The organism is Agrobacterium rosae, from assembly GCF_002915175.1.
Classification (GTDB): domain Bacteria; phylum Pseudomonadota; class Alphaproteobacteria; order Rhizobiales; family Rhizobiaceae; genus Agrobacterium; species Agrobacterium rosae.
Genome location: NZ_NXEJ01000002.1, coordinates 516,784 through 542,970 on the forward strand (window position 1 = coordinate 516,784; position 26,187 = coordinate 542,970).

A 26,187-nucleotide genomic window follows, 5' to 3' on the forward strand; every position below is an offset into this window, starting at 1 on the left:
AATGCAGAGACGTCAACGGCTAGAGGCCGATATTCTTCTTTGCAGCGGCCAGCGCATCCTCGCTGCCGTCTTTGGTCTTGACGCCTGCAAGCCATGGCTCGATTGCCGCTGGATTTGCCTTCAACCATTCGGTGGCTGCGGCTTCACCCTCGGTGCCGTCATTGAGGATTTTGCCCATGATCTCATTTTCCATAGGCAGCGTGAATTGCAGGTTTTTGAGGAGGGTGCCGACATTCGGGCATTCCTGCAAATAGCCTGCGCGGACGTTGGTGTAGATCGTTGCACCGCCGAGATTCGGGCCGAAGACGTCATCACCACCGGTTAGATAGGTCAGTTTGAAATTGGAGTTCATCGGGTGGGGTTCCCAGCCGAGGAAGACGATGGGATCGCCGGATTTTTCAGCGCGCGCAACCTGTGCCAGCATGCCCTGTTCGGAGGATTCCACGACCTGGAAGTCTTTCAGGCCGAATGTGCCTTTTTCGACCATTCCCAGAATCAGGCGGTTGCCGTCATTGCCCGGCTCGATACCGTAAATCTTGCCGCTCAGTTTGTCGCTTTGGGCCGCAATATCCTTGAAATCCTTGATGCCCAGTTCGGCACCCTTGGCGTTGGTCGCCAGTGTATATTTCGCGCCAGTCAGGTTTTCGCGCACCGTTTCCACGGATTTGTCGTCGCGGTAGGCTTTGATATCGCCTTCCATTGTCGGCATCCAATTGCCGAGGAAAACGTCGATATCCTTGTTTTTCAGGGAGGTGTAAGTGACGGGAACCGACAGGATTTTCACATCCGTCTGGTAGCCCAGGCTTTTCAAAATGACGGAAGCGGTGGCCGTGGTGGCCGTAATATCGGTCCAGCCGACATCGGAGAAGCGGACCGTTCCGCAACTGGCTGGTTCTGCGGCAGCGGCGGCATTGGTGAAGAGGGCCATTGCAGAAACTGCTGCGGCAAGGGCCAGACAGCGGTGATTTTTTGCAAGCATTGCTTACTCCCTGTTTTTTTAAGTTCCCTAACCATTATCAATATCTTCGACGCACAATCAACTCATGCGCATTTGCGTGGATTGTGGTGCGGTTTGCGACACGGATCATAAAGTTTGTGCAGTGCACTACGAATGCGCGAATTGCGAAAGCTGTGTTTTTCGTCGTTCCGCTCTTGCCCTCGGCACCGCCCACCCTGCAAAAGGCCTGCAACACGCGACCCGGAGGGCATGATGGCCAAGCTCTATTTCAATTATGCGGCAATGAATGCCGGCAAATCCACCATGCTGTTGCAGGCGTCCTATAATTACCACGAGCGCGGCATGCGCACACTCATCTTTACCGCCGCCTTCGATAGTCGCGCCGGTGTCGGCAAGGTTGCGTCCCGCATAGGCCTGTCGTCGGATGCGCTGGTGTTCGATGACACGACGGATATCTTCTCGGAAGTTCAGCGCCTGCACGCCGAAGAGCCGGTCGCCTGCGTTTTCATTGATGAAGCCAATTTCCTGTCGGAGCATCACGTCTGGCAACTGGCCAGTATTGCCGATAACCTGGGTATTCCGGTCATGGCCTATGGTTTGCGCACGGATTTTCAGGGCAAGCTTTTCCCCGCATCCAAGGAACTGCTGGCCATTGCCGATGAGCTGCGCGAAATCCGCACCATTTGCCACTGCGGACGCAAGGCCTCCATGGTCGCCCGTTTCGATTCAGAGGGTAAAGTCGTCAAGGAAGGTGCGCAGATCGATGTCGGTGGCAATGAAAAATATGTGTCCTTCTGCCGCCGCCATTGGGTTGAGGCTGTGAACGGCTGAAGCAAATCGACCGTTTTGCTTTGAATAGGGGCAAGTCATCGAAAAAGGCGCGCGAGAGACGGGGCGCAGAAATCAGCCAAACCAGACTTTGAATGCCACTGCATTACATCTCTCGCATTGAGAAAAGGTCGCGCATATTTATATGGGTGGCCTTTTGCCATAAATCGATTCGGGAGACGATGTTTCATGGCGAGATTGCCGTCTTTTGACAGTGAAATAGAGCAGGCAAGAGCCGACGCGATTGCTGTGCAGGATTTGTCATCGCTGATGGCTCAGACCCTGGTGGCGATACCAGAAAGTAGCTCGGAAGAAGTCTTCGCACCGCAAACCGCTCAATTTGCCGAATTGCAGATGCTGGAAGTAAAATTCCAGGATCGTATCCTGGCATTCGTCAACGGTCTTGGTGCGAGAACCGACGCTGCCTATGCCGCCTTCGACAGGGTCGATGACGTCACTCGTTCCGAGAAATTCTTCTCATTTTTCAAGCGACGGGCGGCCGTTTCCTTCAAAGTCGTGCGCGCGCGAAAGCTGGTCATTGCCGATACCTTGAAAGCAATTCTTCTGGAGGCTGCTGTCGTTCACGGCCTGCTTCAGGCCCGGAAAGAGCAGGCAACAGCGTTGCGCTCCACAGTAGAGCCAAACCTTGTTGCCAGCATGGAAACGCGCCGTGGTATTGTTTCGGACATGGATGAGGCGAGACAAAAGGACAAGGTGCTTGCCGCTTCGCTGGCCACGCTTCAGCGCAAGATCAGTGATGCGCGGGACGAGACTCGTCTGGATCAATGGAAAGCCGAGGAAGCGGAAGCCGCAACACAGCGTGAGACGGTGTTGTCGGAACGCAAGAGGCTGAACGCCCGGCACAAGGTGTTGAACCATCAGGCTATCTTGCTGGGCAATGTGATCGATTTGCTGAATGACGAAATTTCCATGCACGCGTTGCTGCTCAATAAACTCAACATCGAGGCTGAGCGGTGCATCCATCTTTATGACGCAGCGTTCGGTTCGCTGGAGCCGCTTTTGGCGGATGCGCAACCCCAGTCCTCCACCGCGCAACGGGCCGAAGCGGCCATGCCTCTTGGCATTTTCGATGAGCTTTTGACCCTGCATGGGCAGGGGATCGTTACCTTGCAGGATATCCAGACACGAAAACACCGGGCAGATGAAGCGCTTCTTCGTCGTCGTGAGCTCACCTCCGATGCGGCTGGCTGAACAAGCATTGCGGGAAATCTCGCCCTCATCCGTTGTATCGGGGACAGTGGCACCATATGTGAAAGGCAGCCTGTCCGCAGTGTGGGTCAGGCGGTCTTGTCGCGCTGGGGTGTCATACGCTGTTTACACGCGTAAGGGACGCTCCCGTCAGTGAAGTCAGGCATGGGCTCTTTTGACAATCAATCGAGATTGCGGGGGTCTATGCGCTAAGGAGAGTTGAACGATGCTCGATCCGGTTATCGCGTTTTTCAAGCGCATTTTCGCAGCGCTTGGAAGAGGTGCCTCTCTCGTGATCGCTTGGCTGTTCTGGCCTTTCCGTACCGGACATGGCTGGTACAAGAACCGCGACGGTTTCATCAAGGTTCCCATTGCCGCAGTGCTGGTGCTGTACGTTGGCCTTTATGGCTATTTCTTCTGGCAAACGCAGGTTTGGACGAACTTCAATCCAGACTATGTCAATGATTACAAATTCTCTGAACGCACATTGGGCGCAGGTCAGGAACTGCCAGCTCCGGCCCCGACCGCGGTCGCCCCTTCGGCATCCTCCACTGAACCGGCTCCCGCTGCTGCTGCTGCCGCCAAAAGCTGCCAAAGCTCTGCGATCGTCGATGTGTCTGCGGGCCTCATCGATTATAACGTCGATCAGAACGCATGGATTTCATCGATGCTGCTGTACCGGCTAGGTCTGTTCGGCATGGATTGGGATAGCACGCCGTTTCTGGATAACAAGGCGTCGTTCCAGCGGGGTGTCAACCAGGCTGTGCGCCGCACATCGGTGGAACTTGTCGACTCGCTCGGTCGCGTTCGTGGTACCTCTGGTGTCGATGGCAATCTGCAGAGCGCACGCGGCAATCTTCAGTTCGATGAATATTCCTGGTATTTCGGTCTCAACCCGTTTGGCCCGAAGACGCCGAGCCCGAGCTATTATCGTTCGGCGGCTGAAAGCCTTCGCAAATTCAACGCCAGTCTCTCGCAGTGCAATTCCGTCTTCGATGGTCGCGCAGACAACCTTATCCAGTTCATCGACCGTATCGCCAACGACATCGGCGGAACCTCAGCCATCCTGCGCGAACGTTCCGAAAACTACAATGGCGGCTGGTTCGACACCCGGGCGGATGACCGCTTCTGGTTCGCCTATGGTCAGCTTTACGGTTACTACGGTATTCTCGCTGCTGCCGGTGCCGATTTCTCGCAGGTTATCCGCGAACGCAATCTGACCAGCCTGTGGAACGACACGCTGTCGCAGACACGCGCGGCTCTGCGCATTCAGCCGATGATTATTTCCAACGGTGATGAAGGCGGATGGATCATGCCTTCGCACCTGGCGACCATGGGCTTTTATGTTCTGAGAGTGCGTTCGAACCTTGTCGAACTGAGGTCCGTGCTGGACCGCTGATTAGACCGGCTGGCACGTCGTGAGGCGGTGTCAGCCGATCAGCTTCAAGCGGATAGACTTGGCCACGAGTTGCGTGCGGTTTACGCAATCGAGTTTGCGGATCGCGTTGTTCAGATAGGCATTGATCGTGTGGTCGGAGAGCGACAGAATCTTGCCGATCTCTGCCGATGTCTTGCCTTGCGAGGTCCAGTGAATGACCTCGAGTTCCCGCTTCGTCAGCATACGCGGCGCGACCATTTCCGACCGGCGCATCTGCTCGTAAGCGTCGAAAGCATGAAGAGCGATCATACCGATTTCATTCAGCGCAACCTGAGACGGAAGGTCACATTTGCCGTCGAAACGCATCAGATGACGGTCGCCGTTCAACGAATTCGTTGGAATGATAAGGCCATTGGCAATGCCAAACTGGTTCAGCAGTTCAACGATTGGCAAAACTTCCGGCTGTCCCGTATCGAGGTCACTCAAGGACCAGGACTGCGGCATAACGGAATGCTTTATCTTCGGCAGCACCGGGCACAAACCAAGCAAACGCATCTCATCGAACTCGCGAACGAAGCGGATCGGCAGCGTTGTTTCAACGAGAGCGGTGGCAAGGAGTTGTTCTTCCGGACGCGGAACCCGCATCAAACTTGCATAGGAGTATCCGAACTCTTTTGCCACGCCCTGAACAACCTGCAGCCACCGAGGGCGGCTGTCGGCAGCCGATATCTCCTGACTCAGTATCGATTGCCGTTCGAGCGTAATCATCAGTTGTTTCGTTCATGAGGAAACTAATATGTTAACGGTGAGAAATATACCAATTCCCTGGAAATTCCACCCTTTATTTTGAGTGTGGTTCCCCATTGATGACTTTAGTTGTAGGGGTTTTGATTCAAATTGAGGTGGCGAGAATGGCGATTTCTGCTCGTTTCGCGGTTTCGATAACGGGAACCAGCGAGTTTTCTAAAATAATCGCTCAAAGTTCCGGAGAATATGGTCTTGTCGGGCCTTTTTGTTCGAAATTCATGATTAATCGAAGAATATTCAAATCTCCCATTTTTTGATCGCAACCTGTGATGCGTAGAGAGACCGTCTGCGTTCTAGGCTGTGTTTGTCACATTTCTGCAACGCAACATAAGCGCGCTAAAGGTGATATAAAAAATCATGTTTTATTAATTGACTCCAATACTCATGTTTTATAGTTCTCTGCCCACGGCGGGGCCGTAAAAATTAAGGGTATTTATCAAGCCACATTGCGACGGCACCTCGTGTTGCCGCGTGCTTTCGTGCGCTTGCATTCAGGGGGTTACGATGACGATCCGGGGTTCTCAATCCGCGTTGCTGGTCTGCACAGCCATGGCACTTGTTTCCGGCCATTCCACAGGTCATGCACAGGATGCTGACGCACAGAACGGTCCGACGGTTCTTGAGCGTATTACGATCAAGGGCAAGCGGGTGAAGGCGGGAGATGCAGCCGCCGATACACCACTCGCAAGTTCAACGAGCGCCGAAGAGATTCGCACGAAGGAAATCAGTAGCCTTAAGGATTTGGGCAAAACGACAGAACCGGGGGTTGATTTCGTCAACTCCAAACCCGGAAAACCGGGTGGCCTGTTCATTCGTGGACTTGGTGGGGCGCGTGTAACAACGCTGATCGATGGTATTCCCGTCCCGTTTTTCGAGAATTTTGCCCGTCAGGGACAGGCAACAACAACCATCAGCAACACAAATTCAAGTTTCGATTTTTCCTCCCTGTCCTCCGTCGATGTGGTGCGTGGTGCCGATTCCAGCCGAGTGGGTTCAGGTGCTCTGGGTGGCGCGCTGGTTCTGCGCACTCTGGAAGCCGATGATCTCATCAGTGATGGTAAGGATTGGGGTGGTGTTGCCAAGACCACCTACGACAGCGAGGACAGAAGCTTTGGCGGCTCGGTTGCTGTTGCAAAGAAGATCGAGAACACTTCAGTTCTATTTCAGGGTTCCTACAAGCGTGGGAACGAGGTGGATAATAAGGGTGGTGCAGATATCTATGGCACACGCCGTACCGCGCCCAATCCTGCGGACACCTACGAGAGCAACCTCATGTTCAAGATCAGGCAGGACCTTGAAGGCGGTCACCGTATCGGTTTGACGGCTGAGCGATTTTCACTGAGGACTAGAACTGACCTGAAAACGTTGCAAGGTTCCAGTGTTTCTGGCTCCACGTATCGGATTGATGATTACAATGGTTATGAAGATACCGAGCGCGATCGTGTATCTCTTGATTACCAGTATGAGGCACCGTCAAAAGACAGCTTGATCGACGCTGCTGACCTATCCTTATATTGGACTCGGCTGGATAAGGTTTCTGGTGCTGGCGATCGGTTGACCAATAACTCGCTCTATATTCGCGAAGATAGTATGAGAGACAGCCGCTTCGGCCTTGTTGGGGGCCTCGAATCCGGATTTGAACTTGGTAGCATTGACCATACGGTACGGTTTGGTGGCAACGCGTGGATTTCTGATTTTACAGATTCCGTTTATATCAACACGGGTGGATCGTCTGCGGCCTCCCAGTCTGACATGCCAGACGTTACGGGAAAAAGCCTCGGCTTTTATCTGGAAGACGAACTTGCTTTCGGCAGCAGTGGTTTCAAGCTGACCCCTGGTCTGCGGTTCGATGCCTATGATTATGATCCCGACGGCTCTGTCTCGACCAATAGCGCCTACAATACTTTTGGTCTGCCCACTGGGAACAGTGGTTCACGCTTTTCTCCGAAGCTGCTCGCGACTTACGATCTAACCCCAGAGGTTCAGCTTTTTGCCCAGTGGGCAATGGCTTATCGCGCGCCGACGGTCAACGAACTCTATCTGAACTTCTCCAACATCAGCACCGGCTATGCGGTCGTCGGCAACTCCTCCTTGAAACCTGAAACCAGCAGTGGTTTCGAAATCGGTGCCAAATATGACGCTGGCGACTTTTCGGGCAGCCTGACGTTGTTTCATAACAAGTATAAAAACTTCATTGAGCAAACCACGACAACGACCACTCTTTTCCCAGGTTTTGGCGGCATTGGTAACGGATCGCTCTTTACCTATCAAAATCGTCCAAATGTCGAAATTTCTGGAGTGGAAGCAAAGGTACGAAAAGACTTGGCGAATGGCTTCTTCACTCATGCTTCTCTCGCTTATGCGTACGGCAAGGATACTGACACCAACGAGTTTATCCGTACCGTTGCGCCGTTCAAATCAGTTGTTGGCGTTGGTTATGCACAGGAGACTTGGGGGACAGAATTCACTGGCGTGTTCTCTTCGCACATGCGTGCAGACATATCTGCGAACACATTCGACGCATCTGGTTACGGCATTTTCAACCTGACCGGTTGGTGGGAGCCTGAACAGGCCAAGGGTCTACGCATTCAAGCGGGTGTCTATAATCTCTTCGATCGCAAATATTGGAATGCTGTCGGTGTGAGAGACATTAACCCGAACTCGGTATCGACGGTCAATCAGCCCATTGACTTTTACTCCGAGCCGGGGCGGTCCTTCAAAATTTCTCTCACGCAGAAATTCTGATTAGAAATCGCCTCACGTAAAAAAAAGGCGGAGCCTCAAGCTCCGCCTTTTTGCCTTTCACCGGCAGTACAAATACCCGCCCTTGCGCTCCAGCACATCTAGATGCAGGTGGTCCTGGTGGGTGGCGTCGCTGCCGGGGGAGAGGACGGTGCGGAAGAAGAGGCAGGCGGCGGTGGTGATGGTGCGCTGGAATGCGCCTTCCATGGTGCCGTCTTCGCCGCGTGGCTTCATCACCAACGGTCCACCCTTGTCGAAGGTCATGGTCGCGATATCCACTGCGCTGCCTTTGGCATGTTCGGAAATCTTGCCGGTCTCTGCGCTGTTGCGGTTGCGGCAGACATAGGTCGAGGCATTGCCGAAGGCGGTCACGTTTTTGCCTGGAAGCGCAATTTTTGCCGTCGGCACCGCGACGTTTTTGGCCCAGCGCGAGAGCGCAAGGGCTGCCTCACACCGCATCGTACCTTCCGGTTCCAGCTTTATGCCGGGGATCACCGTCGATAATTCCAAGGGCGAAGCGATGCCGCAGCCTTCCTCTTCGCCGGGTATGGGTGGAAGCTCCTTGAACTCGGCACCCAGTTCTTTCAGTTCGCTAAGGCAGGCCTTCAGCTCTTCTGGGTTTTCTGCCTTTACGGGCTCCCTTGGTGGCTCCTCCGGCTTTTTCTCTTCTTCTTTTTTGGGTTCATCCGGTTTTGCCGCAGGTGCGGGTTTTTCTTCTGGCTTCGGCACGGTGTTCTCGGCGGGCGGTTGAGTAGGCTGCTGCTCGTCCTTTTTCGTTTCCGCAGGTCCAGGTGCAGGTGTTGGCGTTGGCATCGTGTCCTGCTGTTCCGGTTTGGGTTGGGGCACCGGCACATCCTGTGGCGGTTGCGAGGCGGCGATCAGCAGCGCGCTGGCTGCGACTATCATGAGACGATGAAGCATGTGACCGTTCGTTCCCCCGTTGCGGCAGACCCACAACGTTTCAATAGTCTTTCGGTTCAAATCCGCTTGCCATCGCCTGCGCTTGCGGCTAACAATTTGCGCCATGAACACACAGTCGAAGAACATTGCAATCTGGTGGTGGGGCAGCTTTACGCGGCCTTGAGCACCCATGTCCTTTGACTAAGTCCAAGCCGCCCGAATTTTCAGGCGGCTTTTTTGTTATTATGCCGCCTGTCATCGGGCTTTAGAAACGGGAAGCGGAATAGATGGTAACGATTATTCAGGATGACGGGTCGGAAACTTACGAGACCAGAGGCGGCGTCAAAGTCACGCGCCAGCGCCGTGCTGCCGACTATGCAACGGCCATCGACAGCTATGTAACCGGCCTTGATGAACGTCGTGGTGCGGTATTCTCATCCAACTACGAATATCCCGGTCGCTACACGCGTTGGGACACGGCCATCATCGATCCGCCGCTCGGCATTTCCTGTTTCGGCCGCACCATGTGGATCGAAGCCTATAATGGTCGCGGCGAAGCGCTACTGACGTTCATCACGGAAAAGCTGAAAACGACGCCGGATCTGACGCTTGGCACCTCCACCGCTCGCCGTCTGGACCTAGTCGTGAACGAGCCAGACCGCGTTTTCACCGAGGAAGAACGCTCGAAGATACCAACCGTCTTCACGGCGCTGCGTGCCATCGTTGATCTGTTCTATTCCAGCGCCGATGCGGCCATCGGTCTGTTCGGCGCGTTTGGTTATGATCTGGCCTTCCAGTTCGATGCCATCAAGCTTTCGCTGGAACGGCCGGAAGATCAGCGTGACATGGTGCTGTTCCTGCCGGATGAAATTCTCGTCGTCGATCACCACTCCGCAAAGGCCTGGATCGACCGCTACGACTTCGAGAAGGACGGCGTAACCACGCATGGCAAGGCGCAGGACATCGCGCCAGAGCCCTTCGTCAAGACGGACACCATTCCGCCGCGCGGCGATCATCACCCCGGCGAGTATTCGGAACTGGTGACGAAAGCCAAGGAAAGCTTCCGTCGCGGCGACCTGTTCGAGGTCGTACCCGGACAGAAATTCATGGAACGTTGTGACAGCAATCCCTCGGCCATCTCACGCCGTTTGAAAGCCATTAATCCGTCGCCCTATTCCTTCTTCATCAATCTTGGTCATCAGGAATATCTGGTGGGCGCATCGCCGGAAATGTTCGTGCGCGTCTCCGGTCGGCGCATCGAGACATGCCCGATTTCCGGCACCATCAAGCGTGGTGAAGACCCGATTGCCGATAGCGAGCAGATCCTCAAGCTGCTGAATTCCAAGAAGGACGAGTCCGAACTCACCATGTGTTCGGATGTAGACCGCAACGACAAAAGCCGCGTGTGCGAGCCGGGCTCGGTCAAGGTCATCGGTCGCCGCCAGATCGAGATGTATTCACGCCTCATCCACACCGTTGATCATATCGAAGGCCGCTTGCGAGATGACATGGACGCGTTCGACGGGTTCCTGTCCCACGCATGGGCGGTGACCGTAACAGGTGCGCCAAAATTATGGGCCATGCGCTTCATCGAGGCCCATGAAAAGAGCTCGCGTGTCTGGTATGGCGGCGCCATCGGCATGGTCGGTTTCAACGGCGATATGAACACCGGCATGACCTTGCGCACTATCCGCATCAAGGACGGTATCGCAGAAGTGCGGGCAGGGGCAACGTTGCTCAACGATTCCAACCCGCAGGAAGAAGAAGCCGAAACCGAATTGAAGGCGTCCGCCATGATTTCAGCGATTCGTGATGCGAAGGGCCAGAACTCTGCGGCAACGCAGCGGGATTCGGCCAAGGTTGGAACCGGCGTCAAAATTCTGCTGGTGGACCACGAAGACAGCTTCGTGCATACGCTTGCCAACTACTTCCGCCAGACGGGCGCAACCGTTTCGACGGTACGTTCGCCGGTGGCGGCGGAGGTGTTCGATCGCTTCCAGCCGGATCTGGTGGTTCTGTCTCCCGGACCCGGTAACCCCAGCGATTTCGATTGCAAGGCGACGATCAAGGCGGCGCGTTCCCGCGATCTGCCGATCTTCGGTGTCTGCCTTGGGCTGCAAGCGCTGGCGGAAGCCTATGGCGGTGAGCTTCGCCATCTGGCAATCCCCATGCACGGTAAGCCATCGCGTATCCGCGTGCTGGAACCCGGTCTGGTCTTCTCCGGCCTCGGCAAGGAAGTCACGGTTGGCCGTTACCACTCGATCTTTGCTGACCCCACGACGCTTCACCGCGACTTCATCATCACTGCGGAAAGCGAAGACGGAACGATCATGGGCATCGAACATTCCAAGGAACCGGTTGCCGCAGTGCAGTTCCACCCGGAATCGATCATGACGCTGGGCGGCGATGCCGGCATGCGGATGATCGAAAACGTGGTCACGCATCTGGTGCGCAAGGCGAAGACCAAAGCCGCCTGAGCGGCGCGACAACGACCGGCGGCGTTATGAAACGCCGCCGTTTTCCATAAGCCGAGCAGGTGATGCAGAGTGAAGATCTTCAAATATCTATGCATCGCCGTGGCCTTGATTGTCACGAGCCTTGGCGCTGGCACTTTGCTGCCAAAGCCGTTCACCCGCAATCATTCGACGGTCGTGAATGACACGTCTCGCCGCGTCCTGGTTCTCAGCAATCCCATCCACACCGATATCGCCCTTCCTGTCGATGCCGAGTTGCTGGTGCAATTCGCGTTTCTGCGCGATGGAAATCTCGAGATCGATAATCCCGGTGTTCGCTACCTCGTTTTCGGCTGGGGTGGGCGGGCCTTTTACACGCAGACACCGACATGGGCTGATCTCAAGCCGCTTCCCCTGCTTAAAGGTCTGACGCTCGACAATTCGGTCATGCATGTCGCGCTTGCTGGAGATATCCCCATTACGGATGCGAGTGTCACGTCACTTGATCTGTCGGGCGACGAGTATCGAAAGCTGGTCGACTTCATCGTCGGCAGCTTTGCCTATTCGCAGGAAAAGCCCATCCCGCTTCTGGGGCAATCATACGGCCGCGACGACGCTTTTTTCGAAGCAGAAGGGTATTTCAACGCATTGGTCGGCTGCAACACGTGGACGGCGGCGGCCCTGCGGTATGCGGGCTTGCAAACCGGATGGTGGACACCGTTGCCGCCGCTTCTCACGGCCTCGCTGCGGATGCATAATGATGCCAGTACATTTTCCGCTACCGTTCCGATGCCTTGAGATGTGGGAATTGACAAAATCAATCCAACTGCCTTAATCGGCTGATTAATTTGGCTTTTTTGTTTGCGGGGCAGTGATGATCGATTTCCATCAGCTTCTACTGGTTTACATCGCTTATATCATCGCCGTGGCCAGTCCAGGCCCCAGCAACATGACCATCATGGGCATTGCCATGAGCCGAGGGCGCGCACCGGCCATCGTTTTGGCAATCGGCGTCATCACGGGTTCGCTGTTCTGGGCAACACTGACTGCCACCGGCCTATCCGCTGTTCTGGCGACCTACGCCAATGCGCTGTTCTTCATTAAGATCGCCGGTGGCTTTTATCTGCTTTATCTGGCCTACAAATCGGCCCGCTCGGCCTTTTCACCTGCCGTGCCTCAAACGGTCTTGCAGGAGGCTCCGGTTGGCCGCGCCGAATATCTGCAACTCTATCGTCGCGGATTGCTGCTGCATTTGACCAACCCCAAGGCCATTCTCGGCTGGATAGCCATCATGTCCCTCGGTCTGAAGCCAGGCGCTGGAGCATCGACCCTCGCGGCCATCATTGGCGGCTGTGGGCTGTTGGGCATCACCATTTTCTGTGGCTATGCCCTCGTGTTTTCCACAGCGCCCGCAATCCGCATCTATCAACGCGCCAAGCGATATATCGAAACCGTGCTGGCCCTGTTTTTCGGTTTTGCGGGTATCAAGTTGCTGCTGACGCGGGTGTAATGCGACTTTCCCTCACCATGAAAGTACGGTAAAATATCGAATGGCCGAATACAGCCTGCCGCTCGCGCCGTTACAAGTAAGGTGAATGTATTCCGTAACACGCTTTCAAACGTCCACCGTTGATGAGCGAATGTGTCGGCAAGGCGAGCACTGACGATCCGATCGCTCACAGGAAGGACGTATGATATGCGTGATTTTCTCGACGCAAAGGCGATGGCGCGTGCGCTCAAAGCCGCCTTGATTGAAGACGAGATCGACATTTCCCACTCCCGTTCGCTGGAAATCGTTGCTCGACAATTTGGCTTCGACAACTGGAATGTTCTGGCCGCGAAAATTGCTGCACGTGATGAAGAGCCAATCCGGTTTACGCGGGTCTGCCCCATCATCCGGATATTTGATGAGGCCAAGGCGCGTGAATTTTACGTCGGCTTTCTCGGTTTTTCGGTGGATTGGGAACATCGCTTCGGTGACAATTTTCCGCTGTATATGCAGGTTTCCAGAGCAGGCCTTTCTCTTCACCTCAGCGGACATCACGGCGATGCGACGCCGGGCTCGAATGTCTTCGTCAACATATCAGGTGTTGAAGCATATCAGCGTGAGTTAACGGTCAAGGACTACACCTTCATGAAGCCGGGCGTGGAGAAACTGCCATGGGGTTTGCAGATGCAGGTCACCGATCCCTTCAGCAATCGCATCCGGTTCTGCGAGCAAAGCGAGCACCTTAAGTTTCTTCCTGACCTCTTGACCTCGCCACCACTTTAAATCATAGAGGCCGCACATATGAACCGCCTGCTTGGAGCCTCCAAGCGGGCGGTTCATGCGTTTTAGGGTCCAGTTCTGCAATTCATTCGCAACCGCATGGAGACAGGTCATGAACGAACAGGGTAACGCGCTCGTCAGGAAGCTTGCTTTCTGGGGAATCCCGTTTTCCATTACGGTGCTTTGCCTGAAGCTGTTGGCATGGTGGGTCACCGGTTCGGTTGCGCTACTGTCGGATGGTCTGGAATCCACGGTCAATGTGGTCGCGGCTTTCATCGCCTATTTTGTCATTCGCTACGCGCAAAAGCCTGCCGATGACGACCACCAGTTCGGCCACCACAAGGCGGAATATCTTTCTGCGGTCGTCGAGGGCGTGCTTATCGTCGTTGCGGCGCTTCTGATCGTGAAGGAGGCATGGAGCGGCCTTATGGCTCCGCGCTTGCCGGATGCGCCAGCGCTGGGTCTTGCCATCAATGCCTTTGCCGGCATCCTCAACGGCATCTGGGCAACGGTGCTGATCCGGGTTGGAAAGAAGCACTCTTCGCCAGCACTTCTGGCCGATGGCCATCACATCATGTCCGATGTCGTGACATCCGGTGGCGTTCTGATAGGCCTTGTTCTGGCGATTTTGACCGGCTATGCCGTTCTCGATCCGGTGCTGGCGATCGTCGTTGCCATCAATATTCTGTTTCAGGGCTCGAAGGTCATAATGCATTCGCTGGGTGGCTTGATGGACCGTGCGGTGGAGCCGGAGGAGGATGAGGCGATCAAGAAGGCGATTGCGGAAAATTCCGCTGGCCTGCTGGGTGTGCACGACCTGAAGACCCGAAGGGCAGGGGCCGTCGCCTTTATCGATTTCCATGTTGTCGTTCCCTCGGCCATGTCGGTCAGGGCGGCACATGATATTTGCGACCGGCTGGAAGATGCCATAAGAGATGCCGTGCCCGGTGCCGTGCTTGCCATTCACGTGGAGCCTGAAAGCGAACAGGCACATGGCGTTCGGGTTGAGTTTCAAGAAACAGGAGTTTGAACCATGTCAGTCACGGATGTTTCCGGCCTGTCGCAACTGGGCGCGCAAGTCGCTGCCCCCGAAAGCCCGGAAAAGGCCGTTCTGGAAAAAGTACCGAACGGCAATGCCGGCACGGATTATGTCGTGCGCTTCACCGCGCCGGAATTCACGTCGTTGTGCCCGATGACCGGCCAGCCGGATTTCGCCCATATCGTCATTGATTATATTCCGGGTGATTTCCTGGTGGAATCCAAGTCGCTGAAGCTGTTCCTACATGCCTTCCGCAACCACGGTGCGTTCCACGAGGATTGCTCTGTCTATATCGCCAAGCGGCTGGTGGATTTGCTTGCGCCAAAATGGTTGCGCATTGGGGCTTATTGGTATCCGCGCGGTGGCATTCCCATCGATGTCTTCTGGCAGACGGGTGCGCCACCGGAAGGCGTCTGGCTGCCGGACCAGGGCGTCGCGACCTATCGTGGCCGCGGCTGACCCCAATCACATAGAGAGTTCAGGCGATAGAGTCTCCGTCGCCTGAATCGAAGTCGGAATCATCACTGCTGTCGTCATAATCTGCCCGTTGCAGGTTGTCGTTGTTGCCAGCGTCCTGTTGTGGCTTGTCGTCATCACCGTAGTAGTTGTTGATGACGGTTTCTTCCACCGGTGCCGCACCACTTCCCGCGCCGCCGAGGGCAGAACCCCAGCCCGACGAGGCAACGTGGTTCGAGAAGATGCCGCTTAGCGAATTGGCCAGCAACATGCCGCCCGCTACGCCCGCAGCTGCACCCAGCGCACCTTGCAGAAAACCGCCGCTGCCACTGGGCCGTGCGAATGCGGATGGCTGCTGGTTGGTCCATGGCCCACTGGGTTGCTGCGGAGCATCGTTTGTGCGGCCCCACGGTCCCGGTGCCTGACCGGATGTATCATTTCGGTAAGTCTGCGCTGGGGCAGGCGTCGGTGCTGGCGCTTGCTGCTGACTACCGCCGAAAATCGAGCTTAGGAAGCCACCCTGTTGGGCTTGTTGAGGCGCGCCGTTGCCGCTTTCAAGCTGATGGATACGCTCCTCCAGCTGGCTGATATGCGCCGCTGCGGCTTCAAGCCCCTTTTCCTGAACGATCACGGCCTGTGCTAGGTAATAGGGAGAGGCAGGCTGGTCTCGGACCGCCTGATTGATCAGCGCTTCCGCTTCCGCATCGCGCGGTGTGGAGGATGCGGATTTGACCCTGTCGAACAGGGATTTCAGCAATTGGGTTTCTTCTGGTGACATCGGTAGCCTCCTTGGCGTGTAGAGAAACGCACACCAAGGAAGTAGGGTTCAATTCCGGCTTTTAAAAGCCGGAATTTTCTTACATTTTTGTAAGGTTAAAAGCCTTGGTTATCCGCCAAAAACCAGCGAAAGACCGGCCAGTGCCGTCATGCCACCAACGATGCGCGCCGCAACTGTGCCAAGCTTTGCAATACCGAGTCCTAGCGCAATGCCCGCAACATGCAGCAGCGCGGTTGCGATGACGAAACCAACACCGAACTGAAGCGCGCCCGCACTGCCGAGTTCGCCGCCATGCGCATGGCCGTGAAACAAAGCGAAGATGCCGACGATAGCCGCAGCGGCGCTGACAGGAACGCGTGTGGCCATGGCAACCAGCAGACCCAGCGCGATGACGGAGGCGAGGATGGCCGGCTCGACGAATGGCAATTCAATGCCACCGAGCGCAAGCAGAAATCCGATTGCCATGGTGCCGACGAACGCAGCAGGAACGATGAGGAGCGCGTTTTTCTTATCCGTAGAGGCGGAGATCTGTGCGGCCCAGATGCCCACGGCAATCATCACCAGAATATGGTCGGCACCGAACAGCGGGTGCGAAAACCCGGCCATGAACGAGCCGTGCTCTTCCGGGTTGAGGTGCGCAAATGCGGGCAGGGTGGTTGCGCCAAGTGCGACAGCGGCGAGTGAAAGTTTTTTGAACATCGGTCCCTCTTGTTTTTTTGCAGGCAGGGCGAGAGGCTCTTGGGGTGCCGCTCCAACCTTGCATCATTAACGATATCGCAAGCGCAAACACGCTGTCCATGCGTCATTTGTCGGTGGTCTGTTTATTAAGCAGTTCCGCGCCTTGCCTTTTTCGCTCATTGTTTTACGAAACAAATCACACTATGTCCGGTAGGTAATGAAATACGTTGGAGACCGTCACATGAACGAAGAAGAAGACGACAAGAGCAAGGAACTGCCGATCGGCAAGGAAACGGAAGCGAATCTTTTCAAGTCGCGTTCGATCTTCATCTATGGCGGAATCACGCAGGAACTGGCGCAGAAGGTTTGCACGCAGCTTGTTGCGTTGTCTGCTGCCAGCGATGAAGACATCCGCGTCTACGTCAATTCGCCCGGCGGCCACGTCGAATCTGGCGACAGCATTCATGACATGATCAAGTTCATCAAGCCGAAGGTATGGATCATCGGCACGGGCTGGGTCGCATCCGCTGGCGCGCTGATCTACGTATCGGTGCCGAGGGAACGTCGTATCTGCTTGCCGAACACCCGCTTCCTGCTTCACCAACCATCCGGTGGCACACGCGGCATGGCATCCGACATCGAAATCCAGGCACGCGAAATCATCAAGATGAACAAGCGCCTGATCAAGATCTTCTCCGTGGCCACAGGTCAGACAGAAGAAAAAATCGCCAAGGATATCGATCGCGATTACTGGCTGGGTGCCGAAGAAGCCGTGGCCTACGGCCTCGCTTCGCGCGTCGTGACCTCGCAGGGCGAGATCTAAGCTAAGACTGTCCATTAAAAAAACCGCGCTGACGAAGGTCAGCGCGGTTTTTTGATTCTACGATGTGCCGATTTGCTTCATCTTTTCTGCTGCCGCTTCAACAACAGGGCCGCCGCCATGCGTGTCATTCGCGCCGGTTCCATGCTTTGGTGAAACCGGTGCTTTTCCAAACCACTCGGCGAGCGACATCCGGCCCCTCTTGGGTGGCGGCTGGCGGATGAATTCCGCGATCTCAGCCCGCCACACCCGGAAGCTGAACCGGAAGCTCCAGCGCATGTGTTTGCGAAGCTCCCGATCCGGGTGGAAGAGGATACGCAACAGAGCGCGTGGCCGACAGTGGACGGCAATTTCAAGCAACTTGACCATGGCGAAGATCATGCCCGGTGACAGGTGGCGCGATGACAACAATTGGTGTCGGTAATCCCATTTGCTGCGGTCCGTCTCGATCACGCGACGCTCACCATTTTCTGCCGTCCAATCGGACCAGCTGTGCGGCGTCAGGTACATGGCGTTCAGCAAATCCGGGTCGTAAAGGCTGATCTGACGCAACGCCCGCAGGTAATCTGAAAACCTCTCCTCTTCGAAGCCGACGATATGGCCCAGCATGGACAGGATGCCGTGCTGGCGCAGCAGCGCGACTGCTTGCTGGTCCTCACGGGTGGTCGATCCCTTGCGGATGGCCGCAAGCGTGGTCGGGTCCGTGGTTTCGATGCCCATCAGCACGCAGATCATGCCGGCTTTCTTCATAAGGGGCAGCAGATCGGCATCACGCACGATGTCTGTCGCGCGGATCGTCGCAAACAGCCGCACCGGTACGTTTTCCTCGACCAGCGCTTCGAGAAACTCCCGCCACAGACGCTTGGAGGAGGTCGGGTTTTCATCGGCCAGATCAACGAAGCAAACGCCGTGGGTGCGGTGCAGCCAGGCAATTTCGGCAGCGACCGCCTTGGGTGAGCGATACCGCCAACGGCTCCAGAACTGATATTGGCCGCAATAATTGCACCGGTGGGGACAGCCCCGCGAGAACTGAACGATGGCTGCGCGACCAAGACCGAAGCATTGATACAGATCCCAGTCTTCGATCAGCTCCCAACCTATCCGCCATTCGTTTAGGTCCTTGATCGTGGCGGCGGGTCTGGTTTCGACCGCGTCGCCATCATTGCGGTAGACAATGCCCGGAACGGTGCTGAGTGACTGGTCCTCCACTAGGGCATGCGCCAACGCCAAAGCGGTAGCTTCGCCTTCACCCTTGATGATGATGTCCACCGATGGTTCATCCGCCATGATAGCGGCGGCATGGTACGTGGGGTAAACGCCGCCATAGACCGTGATCGCCTGCGGGCAGGCGCGTTTGGCCGCGTTGAGAACCAGAATGCAGGCGGGGTGGGCAGGGGTCGATCCGGCATGGCCTGTCATCACCATATCGGGTTTGAAGACAGCGATGGCTGCCTCGATCTCATCCGCCTTCATGTGGTGGCGTTCCGCATCAATCAGGCGGCACTCATGACCGGCATCGATCAACGGACCCGCGACGCAGAGAAGACCGAAGGGGATTTGGTGGCCAACGCCACGTGATGTGAGGGAGATATAGGGTGGATTGACCAAGAGTATACGCATGAAGTCTCCTTTTCAGCATCTTCCAAACAGGGAGACGCCGCGATGGCTTCTGCAACCAAATTCATTTTTTTCTATCTGGCGTTTATGTCTTGGGGATATTCGAGCGTCAAATGAAAAACCGCACTGGCGAGACCAATGCGGTTTTGATGATGAAAGCTTGGCTAATTCGCCTTAGGGAATGAGACGGTTCTTCCGCAGCGTCTCGAACAGCGCAAAGAACGCGTCATCCGTAGGTTGGTATTCCCTAAAACCCAGACGGCGGCTTTTGCCCATGTCGGTGACGACTTCGATGGGGCGGCCGAGATCGGCGTCGGTGTGCCATGGGGAAGCGAGGCGAGTGAGGTCTGGCTCGGCCAGATTTTCGCGCGCCGCAATCTTGCTCCAGACTTCAGCGTCATCTTTCATCTGCTGTTCGAGCGGAATCACCGTGCCATCGAAGGGTGCAGCCTCGACGCCGAACCAGTCCGCAATGCGGCCCCACATCCAGCTCCAGCGGAAGACGTCCCCGTTCACTACATTGAACGCTTCGTTCTTTGCTTCGGGCGTTTCTGTGGCCCATAGGAGTTGCTTTGCCAATAGGTTTGCATCCGTCATGTCGGTGAGGCCGTTCCACTGCGCGGCGGAACCGGGAAAGCGGAAAGGGCGGCCTGTTTCGCGGCAGATGCTTGCGTAGACTGCAAGGGTTGAGCCCATATTCATGGCATTGCCGACCGCCTGGCCGATCACGGTATGGGGGCGATGCACACTCCACGAGAAGCCATCGCGCTTCGCGGCAGCAAAAACTTCGTCTTCCTGCGCGTAGTAGAAATTCTCGACATCGAGACGGCCTTGCTCTTCGCGAAACGGTGTTTGCGGCAAGGTGCCTTTGCCATAGGCCTCGAAGGGTCCGAGATAGTGCTTCAAGCCTGTCACCAGCGCCACATGGCGGGTGGATTTGCCAAGGCTCAGGCCATCCAGCAGGTTACGAACCATGGCGGAATTGACGCGTATGTTTTCCGCTTCGCTATCCTGACGCGCCCATGTGGAAATGAATACGGCGTCAGGCCGTACGTCTTCCAAAGCCTTCGCCGTTTCAATCGCATTCTGCAGATTGGCGGCAACCGGAATGATCCCTTTCTGTTCGGTTGGCCGGCGTGAAAGGCCGTAGACTGTCCAGCCTTCCTCCAGCAAAAGATTTGCCGTGGCGCTACCCACGATACCGCTTGCACCCACGACCAATGCCGTTTTCACCATGATCTTGCTCCTTTTTTTGTTGAGACATAACTAGGCATTCCGCGCCCTGACGTGTAGACGGCACGGATTGGGGACATGGATACCAAAGGGTGACCACGATGAAGCCGGGAAGCCACGAAGCAGAATGGCGCGAAGATTGTGCGCCTCGACGCGTGTTGGAACTGTTCTCGACCAAATGGACGAGCATGATCTTGCATACGTTACACACCCTGCATGCGGGCACGGCCCGCACGGGCGTGCTGGAACGCAGCCTGCCGGGCATTTCCAAGAAAATGCTGACGCAGACGCTGAAGGAAATGGAGCGCACTGGCCTTGTCACGCGCCATGTGCATGCAACCAGACCGCCTGCCGTTGAATATCAACTCACCGCGCTTGGAAACCGGTTCATCGAGCCGGTCGAGATGCTTTATGCCTGGGGCCGGGACAATGCCGATGCGCTGGACGCATTGGGAGAGCGGTCCACCTCACGGCGTTAAGCCTTGGCCGCCAGCCACAGCGTGTGGCGCGCACCGCCGCGTTTGCCGTTGGCGCGGACGCTGACCTCATCAGTGGCGAACCCGGCCTGCCGCAGGCGGCGGGTGAAAGCGGCATCCGGGCCGGATGACCAGACCGCCAGCACACCCTTCGGGCGCAACGCGGTTCTGGCGGCCTGAAGGCCATCGGGGTCATAGAGGCTGTCGTTTGAGGGACGCGACAAGCCATCGGGGCCATTGTCGACATCCAGCAGAATAGCGTCATAGGCGGCTTTTTTCGATTTGATCAGCGTTCCGACATCGCCGACATGAATATCGACACGCGCATCATCGAGCGTGCCCTTGTGCAGCTCTGCCATTGGGCCGCGCGCCCATTCTACAACGGCGGGTACCAGTTCGGCAACGGTCACGCGGGCATCGGATGGCAACACACCGAGTGCCGCGCGAAGTGTAAAACCCATCCCAAGCCCGCCGATCAGCATGCTCTGGTTTGCTCTGCCCGCAATGCGTTCGCAAGACAGTGTCGCCAAAGCCTCTTCCGAGCCACTCAACCGACTGTTCATCAGCTCGTTTGAACCAAGCATAATGGAGAATTCCTGGCCGCGCTGCTTCAGACGCAGTTCGGTGCCATCACCGGGAATGGCTGCTCGGTCCAGTTCTATCCAAGGAAGCATCTGATATCTCGCTGTTTGATGGCGTGGGTTTACACAACTGGGATGATGAGAACAACAGGGCGGGGCGGAGACCTTGTACAAGTCAGGCGCGAGTACCTTCGTCGGTCAAAGCAACCTTGCCAGCGAGAGTGTTTTTTGATCTGGAATGGTGATTGCCATTTCTCTTTTTCAGAGCCCAGCCATGCTAAAAGAATTCTCCCTCCAAAGCCTGTTCATGGGCCTGCTGACGGCCTTCGTCGGCTTTGCCAGTTCCTTTGCCGTGGTGCTGCAAGGGTTGAAGGGTGTCGGCGCTACGGATTTCGAGGCTGCATCCGGACTGATGGCACTGTCGGTTTCTGTTGGCCTCTGCGCCATCCTTCTCTCCGCCATGACGCGGCTCCCCATTAGCATTGCATGGTCTACGCCGGGTGGCGCGCTTTTGGCGGCGACGGGGGTGATCGAGGGTGGTTTTCCAGCAGCGGTGGGTGCATTCATCATCTGCGCGGTGCTGATCATCATCGCAGGTCTGTTCAGGCCGCTCGGGCGGGCAGTCGCCTCCATTCCCACGCCGCTGGCCAATGCCATGCTGTCCGGCGTCATCATCGGTCTCTGCTTTGCGCCCATCAAGGCCATCGGCTTCAACCCGGCCTTGGGCCTGCCGATCATTCTGGCGTGGATCGTCGTCGGTGCTTTCAAGCGCCTGTTTGCCGTTCCCGCAGCCCTTGCCGCCTTCGTGCTGGTGATGATTTTTTGCGTCGATATTCCGGCAGGCGCACTGGATAGCGTTGCGCAATCGCTGGCACCACCGATGGAATTCGTCATGCCGGTGTTCAGCCTGCAAGCCTTGATCTCCATTGCGCTGCCGCTGTTCATCGTCACCATGGCCTCGCAGAACATTCCCGGCATTGCCGTGTTGAAAGTCAACAATTACGATCCGCAGCCGGGACAGTTGTTCGCCACGACGGGCATATTCTCGCTGCTTGCCGCACCCTTCGGCGGCCACGCCGTCAACCTCGCCGCCATCACCGCCGCCATGTGCGCTGGTGAGGATGCTCACCCGGACCCCAAACGTCGCTATTGGGCGGTGATGGTCAGCGGTGTTGGCTACGTGATTTTCGGCCTTCTGGCAGGCGTGGTCACCGCCTTTGTGGCGCTGGCCCCACCCATTCTCATTCAGGCGGTTGCCGGCCTTGCTCTGGTCGGTGCCTTCTCCGGCTCGGCGGTCGCCGCCTTCAAGGACCCCGAAACCCGCGAACCTGCCGCCATAACCTTCCTCATCACCGCGTCGGGTCTGTCGTTTGGCGGTATCTCCGGGGCGTTCTGGGGGCTCGTTGGCGGAGGGCTGATGATGGCTTTGCAGCGTGTGGTCGCCAGCCGTAGAGGATCATGATTGGATGGAGGAGAAACAATGGTAGTGAAATCTCCCAACAACGACGACAAAGCATCTAGTGATGTGCCATCTCTTATTAGAGGCGCAGAATGGATCGACGTCTTGAAGGCTTTCTGGACTATAATGGTTTCGACTTTTAGGAATAATGGCAAGAACAAGAAAATTGACAACGAGTGAACGTCTTGGCTTGCAACGAAAAATTTCGCCGCTTATAAGATTCGGTATGACCATTCGCACCGCAACCATTTTTGGCATGACCGCGCAGATTTCTGCGAAGGCTTGCCCATGCGGTGCACTCTCGCTTCTTAGCCTCGACCTTACACGCGGTTGCCGGGTCCAGTGAGGAGCGCCCGGCGGCCGAAAGCCCGCTGGTGCCAATGCTCCTCAACTCGAAATCTCACTTTATACTGGATTTAAGGCCCGTTTGGGCGCGCATTAGCACAGGGCTTTTTCAGCCGCGATGCGTGTAAGGAGCAAGATTATGGACGCCAAGACCTCTCAGATTTCCAAGGGCATGCCGGACGCGAACGTGAAGTATCGCCCATACCCGGTCATCGACATCAAGGACCGCACCTGGCCATCGAAAACCATCGACAAGGCACCGATCTGGTGTTCGGTCGATCTGCGTGATGGCAACCAGTCGCTGGTCAATCCCATGGGGCATGACCGCAAGGCGCGCATGTTCAAGCTGCTGCTGGAAATGGGCTTCAAGGAAATCGAGATCGGTTTCCCTTCGGCCTCGCAGACGGATTTCGACTTTGCGCGCTGGTGCGTGGAGCAGGGCGGCGTGCCTGAGGATGTTTCCTTGCAGGTGCTGGTGCAGTGCCGTCCGGAACTGATTACGCGCACCTTCGAATCGCTGGAAGGTGCCAAGAACCCGATCATCCATTTCTACAATTCCACGTCCGAATTGCAGCGCCGCGTCGTGTTTGCCAAGGATGTGCCTGGCATAAAGCAGATCGCCGTCGATGCGGCCAAGATGATTACCGACATGGCCGCCAAGGCCGGTGGCGGTTACCGCTTCGAATATTCGCCGGAAAGCTTTACCGGCACAGAGCTGGAAGTGGCGCTGGAAATCTGCAATGCTGTGGTCGAAGTAGTTAAACCAACGGCAGATAACAAACTGATCCTCAACCTGCCATCCACCGTTGAGATGGCAACGCCGAACATCTATGCCGACCAGATCGAATGGATGTGCCGCAACATCGACAACCGCGAAAACGTCATCATTTCGCTTCATCCGCACAATGACCGCGGCACGGGCATCGCCGCCACCGAACTGGGCCTGATGGCGGGCGCAGACCGCGTGGAAGGCACGTTGTTTGGCAATGGCGAACGCACCGGCAATGTCGATGTCGTGACGCTGGCCTTGAATATGTACACGCAAGGCGTTGATCCTGAACTCAACTGCCGCGATATCGAACACATCAAATCCGTGTATGAATATTCCAACGAGATGACGATCCCCGAACGCCACCCTTACGTGGGTGAACTGGTCTACACGGCCTTTTCCGGCTCGCATCAGGACGCAATCAACAAGGGTATGAAGGCGATCAAGATTGCCAACCATCCCGTCTGGGAAGTGCCTTACCTGCCGATTGACCCCAAGGATGTCGGCCGTTCCTATGAGGCGATCATCCGCATCAATTCGCAGTCCGGCAAGGGCGGAATCGCCTATATCCTGCAACAGGATTACGGCATCAACCTGCCGCGCAACCTGCAAGTCGAATTCCGTGAAGAAATTCAGCGCATTACCGATGAAGAAGGGGTGGAGCTGCCCGCCAAGCGCATCCACGAACGCTTCATCGAACAATATGTGACACAGCCAAATGCGCGCATCAAATTCGTCGATCACCACACCTATCCCGCTGGCGACTATAAGGGTGTCCGCGTGGTGGCCGCCGAAATCACCGACAATGGCGAGATCAAGCGTATCGAGGGCAAGGGTACCGGCCCAATCGATGGCTTTATCAACGCGCTGTCGACCTATCTGGGCATCGATCTGTCGGTGAATGACTACTCCGAACACTCGCTGCAACACGGCTCCAACGCCTCGGCCATCGCCTATGTCGAGATGGAGCATCCGGGTGGGAAGCTGTTTGGTGCGGGTATTAACACGAATATCGTGGGTGCTTCGCTGGAAGCGATCGTGTCGGCGGCCAACCGCGTGCTGGAGCAGCGGGCGGCGAAGCCCTGACACTTGCATCCTGCATTTGGCAGACAATCTTACGTTATGCTCGGGCTTGTCCCGAGCATCTCACCACGTTCAATGTTGTGGTTCGTTAGACCCTCGGCACAATGCCGAAGATGAGGTAAAAAGTGAGATGTTGCACTTTTTCGGAAGTGAAAGAATGGAGTTGAGGTGCCCCCCTCACTCCTCCTCGCCTTGCTCCACCGGATTGCTGAAGCCGAGGGGTTTGCCGTTGGTGTAGAATACCCGCACGTCCTCCAACTCCACACCAGTACCTTTTTCATTCAGACCGAAGCGTTCGCAGGTCACGTTCCATGTGCCGGGGCCGCCGTCTATGTGAAACAGATTGTATCCGGCGCGCGGTTTCTTGCCGCCGGGGCCTTGGCTGGTAGAGGCGATGCAGACGACCGGCGTGTGGTCGCGCCCGCGATGGGTGTTCAGCCAGTAGACAGTGTTGAGGTGGGTGTGGCCGTGAAGCACGAGTTCCGCACCACCGGTGCCGATGGCTGCGGCGAAGCGGCGGATGCCGATCATGCGCTTGTGGGTGGCAGCGGCTCCCCGGATGGGCGGATGATGGATCATGACCACGCGGAACAGGCCTTGCTCACCGGCTTTCTTCAGCAACTCCGCCGTGGCGCGCGCTTGTCTGCGCCCGAAATAACCAGTGGCTGAAAAGGGTGGCGTGGCGATGGATGTGGAGCAGCCGATCATCGCGACCGGGCCTCTCACGCGCATATAGGGGAAAATCTTGCGGTCTTCGTCCCAATTTTCCGGGTCGCCATCACCGCGCACAAAGGGGTACCAAGCGGCCATGGCCTTGTCATGCGCGCCGGGGACATAGGCGTCGTGGTTGCCAGGGACGACAGAGACCTTCAAAGGATCGCCAATTTCCTCCAGCCAGTCGGCTGCGGCGCGGATTTCGATGCCGGTCGCCAGATTGACCAGATCGCCGGTGATGGCAATGTGGTCCGGGGCCTTGCTTTCCATATCGTCCACCACCTTTTCCAGCGTATCGCTGAAAAGGTGCTTGCGGCGGTTGAGACGCCAGTTCACAAAGCCAAGAATGCGTTTGGATGCAAGCTCGCGGAATGTGAGCTTTGGCAGCGGGCCGAGATGGATATCGGAGATGTGGGCAAGTTTGAACATGCGTTCAGACATAATCTATCCATGTTGGAGCGTACAATGCGAAACCTCGATTTTTCAAAGGGATAAGCGCTGAACGTCGAAGTGTGAAGCAGTATCTGGTTTATCTGACACCAGTTGACGGAGAGTTGAGACGTGAGTGAAAACATTGCGCGAGGCGAAGGGTTCC

General features: G+C 56.3%; 23 protein-coding genes. 14 read left to right on the plus strand and 9 right to left on the minus strand.

All coding sequences use genetic code 11. The features are described 5' to 3' along the window. Positions 1-19 precede the first annotated feature (19 nt). On the minus strand, positions 20-979 hold the full coding sequence (locus CPJ18_RS05240) for a choline ABC transporter substrate-binding protein (RefSeq protein ID WP_103657264.1): 960 nt from the start codon (positions 977-979) through the stop codon (positions 20-22). A 231-nt stretch (positions 980-1,210) separates the two neighbouring features. On the opposite strand from CPJ18_RS05240, the gene CPJ18_RS05245 reads away from it, so the two are divergent. The 3 genes from CPJ18_RS05245 (at position 1,211) to CPJ18_RS05255 (ending at position 4,394) form a co-directional block, all read left to right on the plus strand. Then, complete coding sequence (locus CPJ18_RS05245; protein ID WP_103657388.1) at positions 1,211-1,789, plus strand: thymidine kinase; 579 nt, start codon at positions 1,211-1,213, stop codon at positions 1,787-1,789. Between the two features lie 186 nt (positions 1,790-1,975). Further along, on the plus strand, positions 1,976-2,998 hold the full coding sequence (locus CPJ18_RS05250) for a hypothetical protein (protein ID WP_103657265.1): 1,023 nt from the start codon (positions 1,976-1,978) through the stop codon (positions 2,996-2,998). Positions 2,999-3,221: 223 nt separating this feature from the next. Next, positions 3,222-4,394: a DUF2333 family protein gene (locus CPJ18_RS05255; protein WP_103657266.1), complete on the plus strand. Its 1,173-nt coding sequence runs from the start codon at positions 3,222-3,224 to the stop codon at positions 4,392-4,394. Between the two features lie 30 nt (positions 4,395-4,424). On the opposite strand, the gene CPJ18_RS05260 is transcribed toward CPJ18_RS05255, so the two are convergent. Continuing rightward, the gene (locus tag CPJ18_RS05260; protein WP_103657267.1) at positions 4,425-5,141 is read right to left on the minus strand and encodes a helix-turn-helix transcriptional regulator; all 717 of its coding nucleotides are present in this window, start codon (positions 5,139-5,141) and stop codon (positions 4,425-4,427) included. Positions 5,142-5,684: 543 nt separating this feature from the next. Between CPJ18_RS05260 and CPJ18_RS05265 the strand changes: the two genes are divergently transcribed. Beyond that, positions 5,685-7,925, plus strand: coding sequence for a TonB-dependent hemoglobin/transferrin/lactoferrin family receptor (locus tag CPJ18_RS05265; RefSeq protein WP_103657268.1), 2,241 nt, complete (start codon positions 5,685-5,687; stop codon positions 7,923-7,925). A 57-nt stretch (positions 7,926-7,982) separates the two neighbouring features. Here the strand turns inward: CPJ18_RS05265 and CPJ18_RS05270 are convergent, their stop codons facing one another. Beyond that, positions 7,983-8,843, minus strand: coding sequence for an extensin-like domain-containing protein (locus CPJ18_RS05270; protein ID WP_103657389.1), 861 nt, complete (start codon positions 8,841-8,843; stop codon positions 7,983-7,985). Between the two features lie 266 nt (positions 8,844-9,109). Between CPJ18_RS05270 and CPJ18_RS05275 the strand changes: the two genes are divergently transcribed. The 6 genes from CPJ18_RS05275 (at position 9,110) to queF (ending at position 15,042) form a co-directional block, all read left to right on the plus strand. Further along, a complete protein-coding gene (locus CPJ18_RS05275; protein ID WP_103657269.1) occupies positions 9,110-11,299 on the plus strand; it encodes an anthranilate synthase in 2,190 nt (729 codons plus the stop codon). Positions 11,300-11,368: 69 nt separating this feature from the next. After that, positions 11,369-12,073: a TIGR02117 family protein gene (locus CPJ18_RS05280; RefSeq protein ID WP_245445332.1), complete on the plus strand. Its 705-nt coding sequence runs from the start codon at positions 11,369-11,371 to the stop codon at positions 12,071-12,073. Positions 12,074-12,146: 73 nt separating this feature from the next. Continuing rightward, a complete protein-coding gene (locus CPJ18_RS05285) occupies positions 12,147-12,785 on the plus strand; it encodes a LysE family translocator (RefSeq protein ID WP_103657270.1) in 639 nt (212 codons plus the stop codon). A 186-nt stretch (positions 12,786-12,971) separates the two neighbouring features. Next, a complete protein-coding gene (locus CPJ18_RS05290; RefSeq protein ID WP_103657271.1) occupies positions 12,972-13,547 on the plus strand; it encodes a glyoxalase superfamily protein in 576 nt (191 codons plus the stop codon). A gap of 109 nt (positions 13,548-13,656) precedes the next feature. Beyond that, complete coding sequence (locus CPJ18_RS05295) at positions 13,657-14,574, plus strand: cation diffusion facilitator family transporter (RefSeq protein ID WP_103657272.1); 918 nt, start codon at positions 13,657-13,659, stop codon at positions 14,572-14,574. A gap of 3 nt (positions 14,575-14,577) precedes the next feature. Beyond that, positions 14,578-15,042: a preQ(1) synthase gene (queF, locus tag CPJ18_RS05300; RefSeq protein WP_077117729.1), complete on the plus strand. Its 465-nt coding sequence runs from the start codon at positions 14,578-14,580 to the stop codon at positions 15,040-15,042. Between the two features lie 19 nt (positions 15,043-15,061). Here queF and CPJ18_RS05305 read toward each other — a convergent pair whose 3' ends face one another. Then, a complete protein-coding gene (locus tag CPJ18_RS05305; RefSeq protein ID WP_103657273.1) occupies positions 15,062-15,817 on the minus strand; it encodes a DUF2076 domain-containing protein in 756 nt (251 codons plus the stop codon). 108 nt (positions 15,818-15,925) lie between these two features. Beyond that, complete coding sequence (locus CPJ18_RS05310) at positions 15,926-16,516, minus strand: HupE/UreJ family protein (protein ID WP_103657274.1); 591 nt, start codon at positions 16,514-16,516, stop codon at positions 15,926-15,928. A 220-nt stretch (positions 16,517-16,736) separates the two neighbouring features. Between CPJ18_RS05310 and CPJ18_RS05315 the strand changes: the two genes are divergently transcribed. Continuing rightward, the gene (locus CPJ18_RS05315) at positions 16,737-17,318 is read left to right on the plus strand and encodes an ATP-dependent Clp protease proteolytic subunit (protein ID WP_077117723.1); all 582 of its coding nucleotides are present in this window, start codon (positions 16,737-16,739) and stop codon (positions 17,316-17,318) included. 57 nt (positions 17,319-17,375) lie between these two features. Here the strand turns inward: CPJ18_RS05315 and CPJ18_RS05320 are convergent, their stop codons facing one another. Beyond that, positions 17,376-18,935, minus strand: coding sequence for a B12-binding domain-containing radical SAM protein (locus tag CPJ18_RS05320; protein ID WP_103657275.1), 1,560 nt, complete (start codon positions 18,933-18,935; stop codon positions 17,376-17,378). Positions 18,936-19,106: 171 nt separating this feature from the next. Further along, a complete protein-coding gene (locus CPJ18_RS05325; protein ID WP_103657276.1) occupies positions 19,107-20,168 on the minus strand; it encodes an SDR family oxidoreductase in 1,062 nt (353 codons plus the stop codon). Positions 20,169-20,266: 98 nt separating this feature from the next. On the opposite strand from CPJ18_RS05325, the gene CPJ18_RS05330 reads away from it, so the two are divergent. After that, positions 20,267-20,644 carry a winged helix-turn-helix transcriptional regulator gene (locus tag CPJ18_RS05330; protein WP_077106466.1) on the plus strand — a complete coding sequence of 126 codons (378 nt, stop codon included), beginning with the start codon at positions 20,267-20,269 and terminating at the stop codon, positions 20,642-20,644. On the opposite strand, the gene CPJ18_RS05335 is transcribed toward CPJ18_RS05330, so the two are convergent. Then, the gene (locus tag CPJ18_RS05335; protein ID WP_103657277.1) at positions 20,641-21,315 is read right to left on the minus strand and encodes a spermidine synthase; all 675 of its coding nucleotides are present in this window, start codon (positions 21,313-21,315) and stop codon (positions 20,641-20,643) included. The genes CPJ18_RS05330 and CPJ18_RS05335 overlap by 4 nt on opposite strands. A gap of 181 nt (positions 21,316-21,496) precedes the next feature. Between CPJ18_RS05335 and CPJ18_RS05340 the strand changes: the two genes are divergently transcribed. Both CPJ18_RS05340 and leuA read left to right on the plus strand, forming a co-directional pair. Continuing rightward, the gene (locus CPJ18_RS05340) at positions 21,497-22,684 is read left to right on the plus strand and encodes a benzoate/H(+) symporter BenE family transporter (RefSeq protein ID WP_103657391.1); all 1,188 of its coding nucleotides are present in this window, start codon (positions 21,497-21,499) and stop codon (positions 22,682-22,684) included. A 481-nt stretch (positions 22,685-23,165) separates the two neighbouring features. Then, the gene (gene leuA / locus CPJ18_RS05345; RefSeq protein ID WP_103657278.1) at positions 23,166-24,881 is read left to right on the plus strand and encodes a 2-isopropylmalate synthase; all 1,716 of its coding nucleotides are present in this window, start codon (positions 23,166-23,168) and stop codon (positions 24,879-24,881) included. 174 nt (positions 24,882-25,055) lie between these two features. Here the strand turns inward: leuA and CPJ18_RS05350 are convergent, their stop codons facing one another. Beyond that, positions 25,056-26,021, minus strand: coding sequence for a metallophosphoesterase family protein (locus CPJ18_RS05350; RefSeq protein WP_103584602.1), 966 nt, complete (start codon positions 26,019-26,021; stop codon positions 25,056-25,058). Positions 26,022-26,187: the final 166 nt, after the last annotated feature.

What these genes read in the sequence shown, in the direction of transcription:
- CPJ18_RS05245 (WP_103657388.1), top strand. Translation starts at nt 1,211, where the DNA reads ATGGCCAAGCTCTATTTCAATTATGCGGCAATGAATGCCGGCAAATCC.
- CPJ18_RS05350 (WP_103584602.1), bottom strand. Translation starts at nt 26,021, where the DNA reads ATGTTCAAACTTGCCCACATCTCCGATATCCATCTCGGCCCGCTGCCA.
- CPJ18_RS05250 (WP_103657265.1), top strand. Translation starts at nt 1,976, where the DNA reads ATGGCGAGATTGCCGTCTTTTGACAGTGAAATAGAGCAGGCAAGAGCC.
- CPJ18_RS05325 (WP_103657276.1), bottom strand. Translation starts at nt 20,168, where the DNA reads ATGGTGAAAACGGCATTGGTCGTGGGTGCAAGCGGTATCGTGGGTAGC.
- CPJ18_RS05320 (WP_103657275.1), bottom strand. Translation starts at nt 18,935, where the DNA reads ATGCGTATACTCTTGGTCAATCCACCCTATATCTCCCTCACATCACGT.
- CPJ18_RS05310 (WP_103657274.1), bottom strand. Translation starts at nt 16,516, where the DNA reads ATGTTCAAAAAACTTTCACTCGCCGCTGTCGCACTTGGCGCAACCACC.
- CPJ18_RS05290 (WP_103657271.1), top strand. Translation starts at nt 12,972, where the DNA reads ATGCGTGATTTTCTCGACGCAAAGGCGATGGCGCGTGCGCTCAAAGCC.
- CPJ18_RS05330 (WP_077106466.1), top strand. Translation starts at nt 20,267, where the DNA reads ATGAAGCCGGGAAGCCACGAAGCAGAATGGCGCGAAGATTGTGCGCCT.
- CPJ18_RS05275 (WP_103657269.1), top strand. Translation starts at nt 9,110, where the DNA reads ATGGTAACGATTATTCAGGATGACGGGTCGGAAACTTACGAGACCAGA.
- leuA (WP_103657278.1), top strand. Translation starts at nt 23,166, where the DNA reads ATGGACGCCAAGACCTCTCAGATTTCCAAGGGCATGCCGGACGCGAAC.
- CPJ18_RS05295 (WP_103657272.1), top strand. Translation starts at nt 13,657, where the DNA reads ATGAACGAACAGGGTAACGCGCTCGTCAGGAAGCTTGCTTTCTGGGGA.
- CPJ18_RS05260 (WP_103657267.1), bottom strand. Translation starts at nt 5,141, where the DNA reads ATGATTACGCTCGAACGGCAATCGATACTGAGTCAGGAGATATCGGCT.
- CPJ18_RS05305 (WP_103657273.1), bottom strand. Translation starts at nt 15,817, where the DNA reads ATGTCACCAGAAGAAACCCAATTGCTGAAATCCCTGTTCGACAGGGTC.
- CPJ18_RS05340 (WP_103657391.1), top strand. Translation starts at nt 21,497, where the DNA reads ATGCTAAAAGAATTCTCCCTCCAAAGCCTGTTCATGGGCCTGCTGACG.
- CPJ18_RS05255 (WP_103657266.1), top strand. Translation starts at nt 3,222, where the DNA reads ATGCTCGATCCGGTTATCGCGTTTTTCAAGCGCATTTTCGCAGCGCTT.
- CPJ18_RS05270 (WP_103657389.1), bottom strand. Translation starts at nt 8,843, where the DNA reads ATGCTTCATCGTCTCATGATAGTCGCAGCCAGCGCGCTGCTGATCGCC.
- queF (WP_077117729.1), top strand. Translation starts at nt 14,578, where the DNA reads ATGTCAGTCACGGATGTTTCCGGCCTGTCGCAACTGGGCGCGCAAGTC.
- CPJ18_RS05335 (WP_103657277.1), bottom strand. Translation starts at nt 21,315, where the DNA reads ATGCTTCCTTGGATAGAACTGGACCGAGCAGCCATTCCCGGTGATGGC.
- CPJ18_RS05265 (WP_103657268.1), top strand. Translation starts at nt 5,685, where the DNA reads ATGACGATCCGGGGTTCTCAATCCGCGTTGCTGGTCTGCACAGCCATG.
- CPJ18_RS05240 (WP_103657264.1), bottom strand. Translation starts at nt 979, where the DNA reads ATGCTTGCAAAAAATCACCGCTGTCTGGCCCTTGCCGCAGCAGTTTCT.
- CPJ18_RS05315 (WP_077117723.1), top strand. Translation starts at nt 16,737, where the DNA reads ATGAACGAAGAAGAAGACGACAAGAGCAAGGAACTGCCGATCGGCAAG.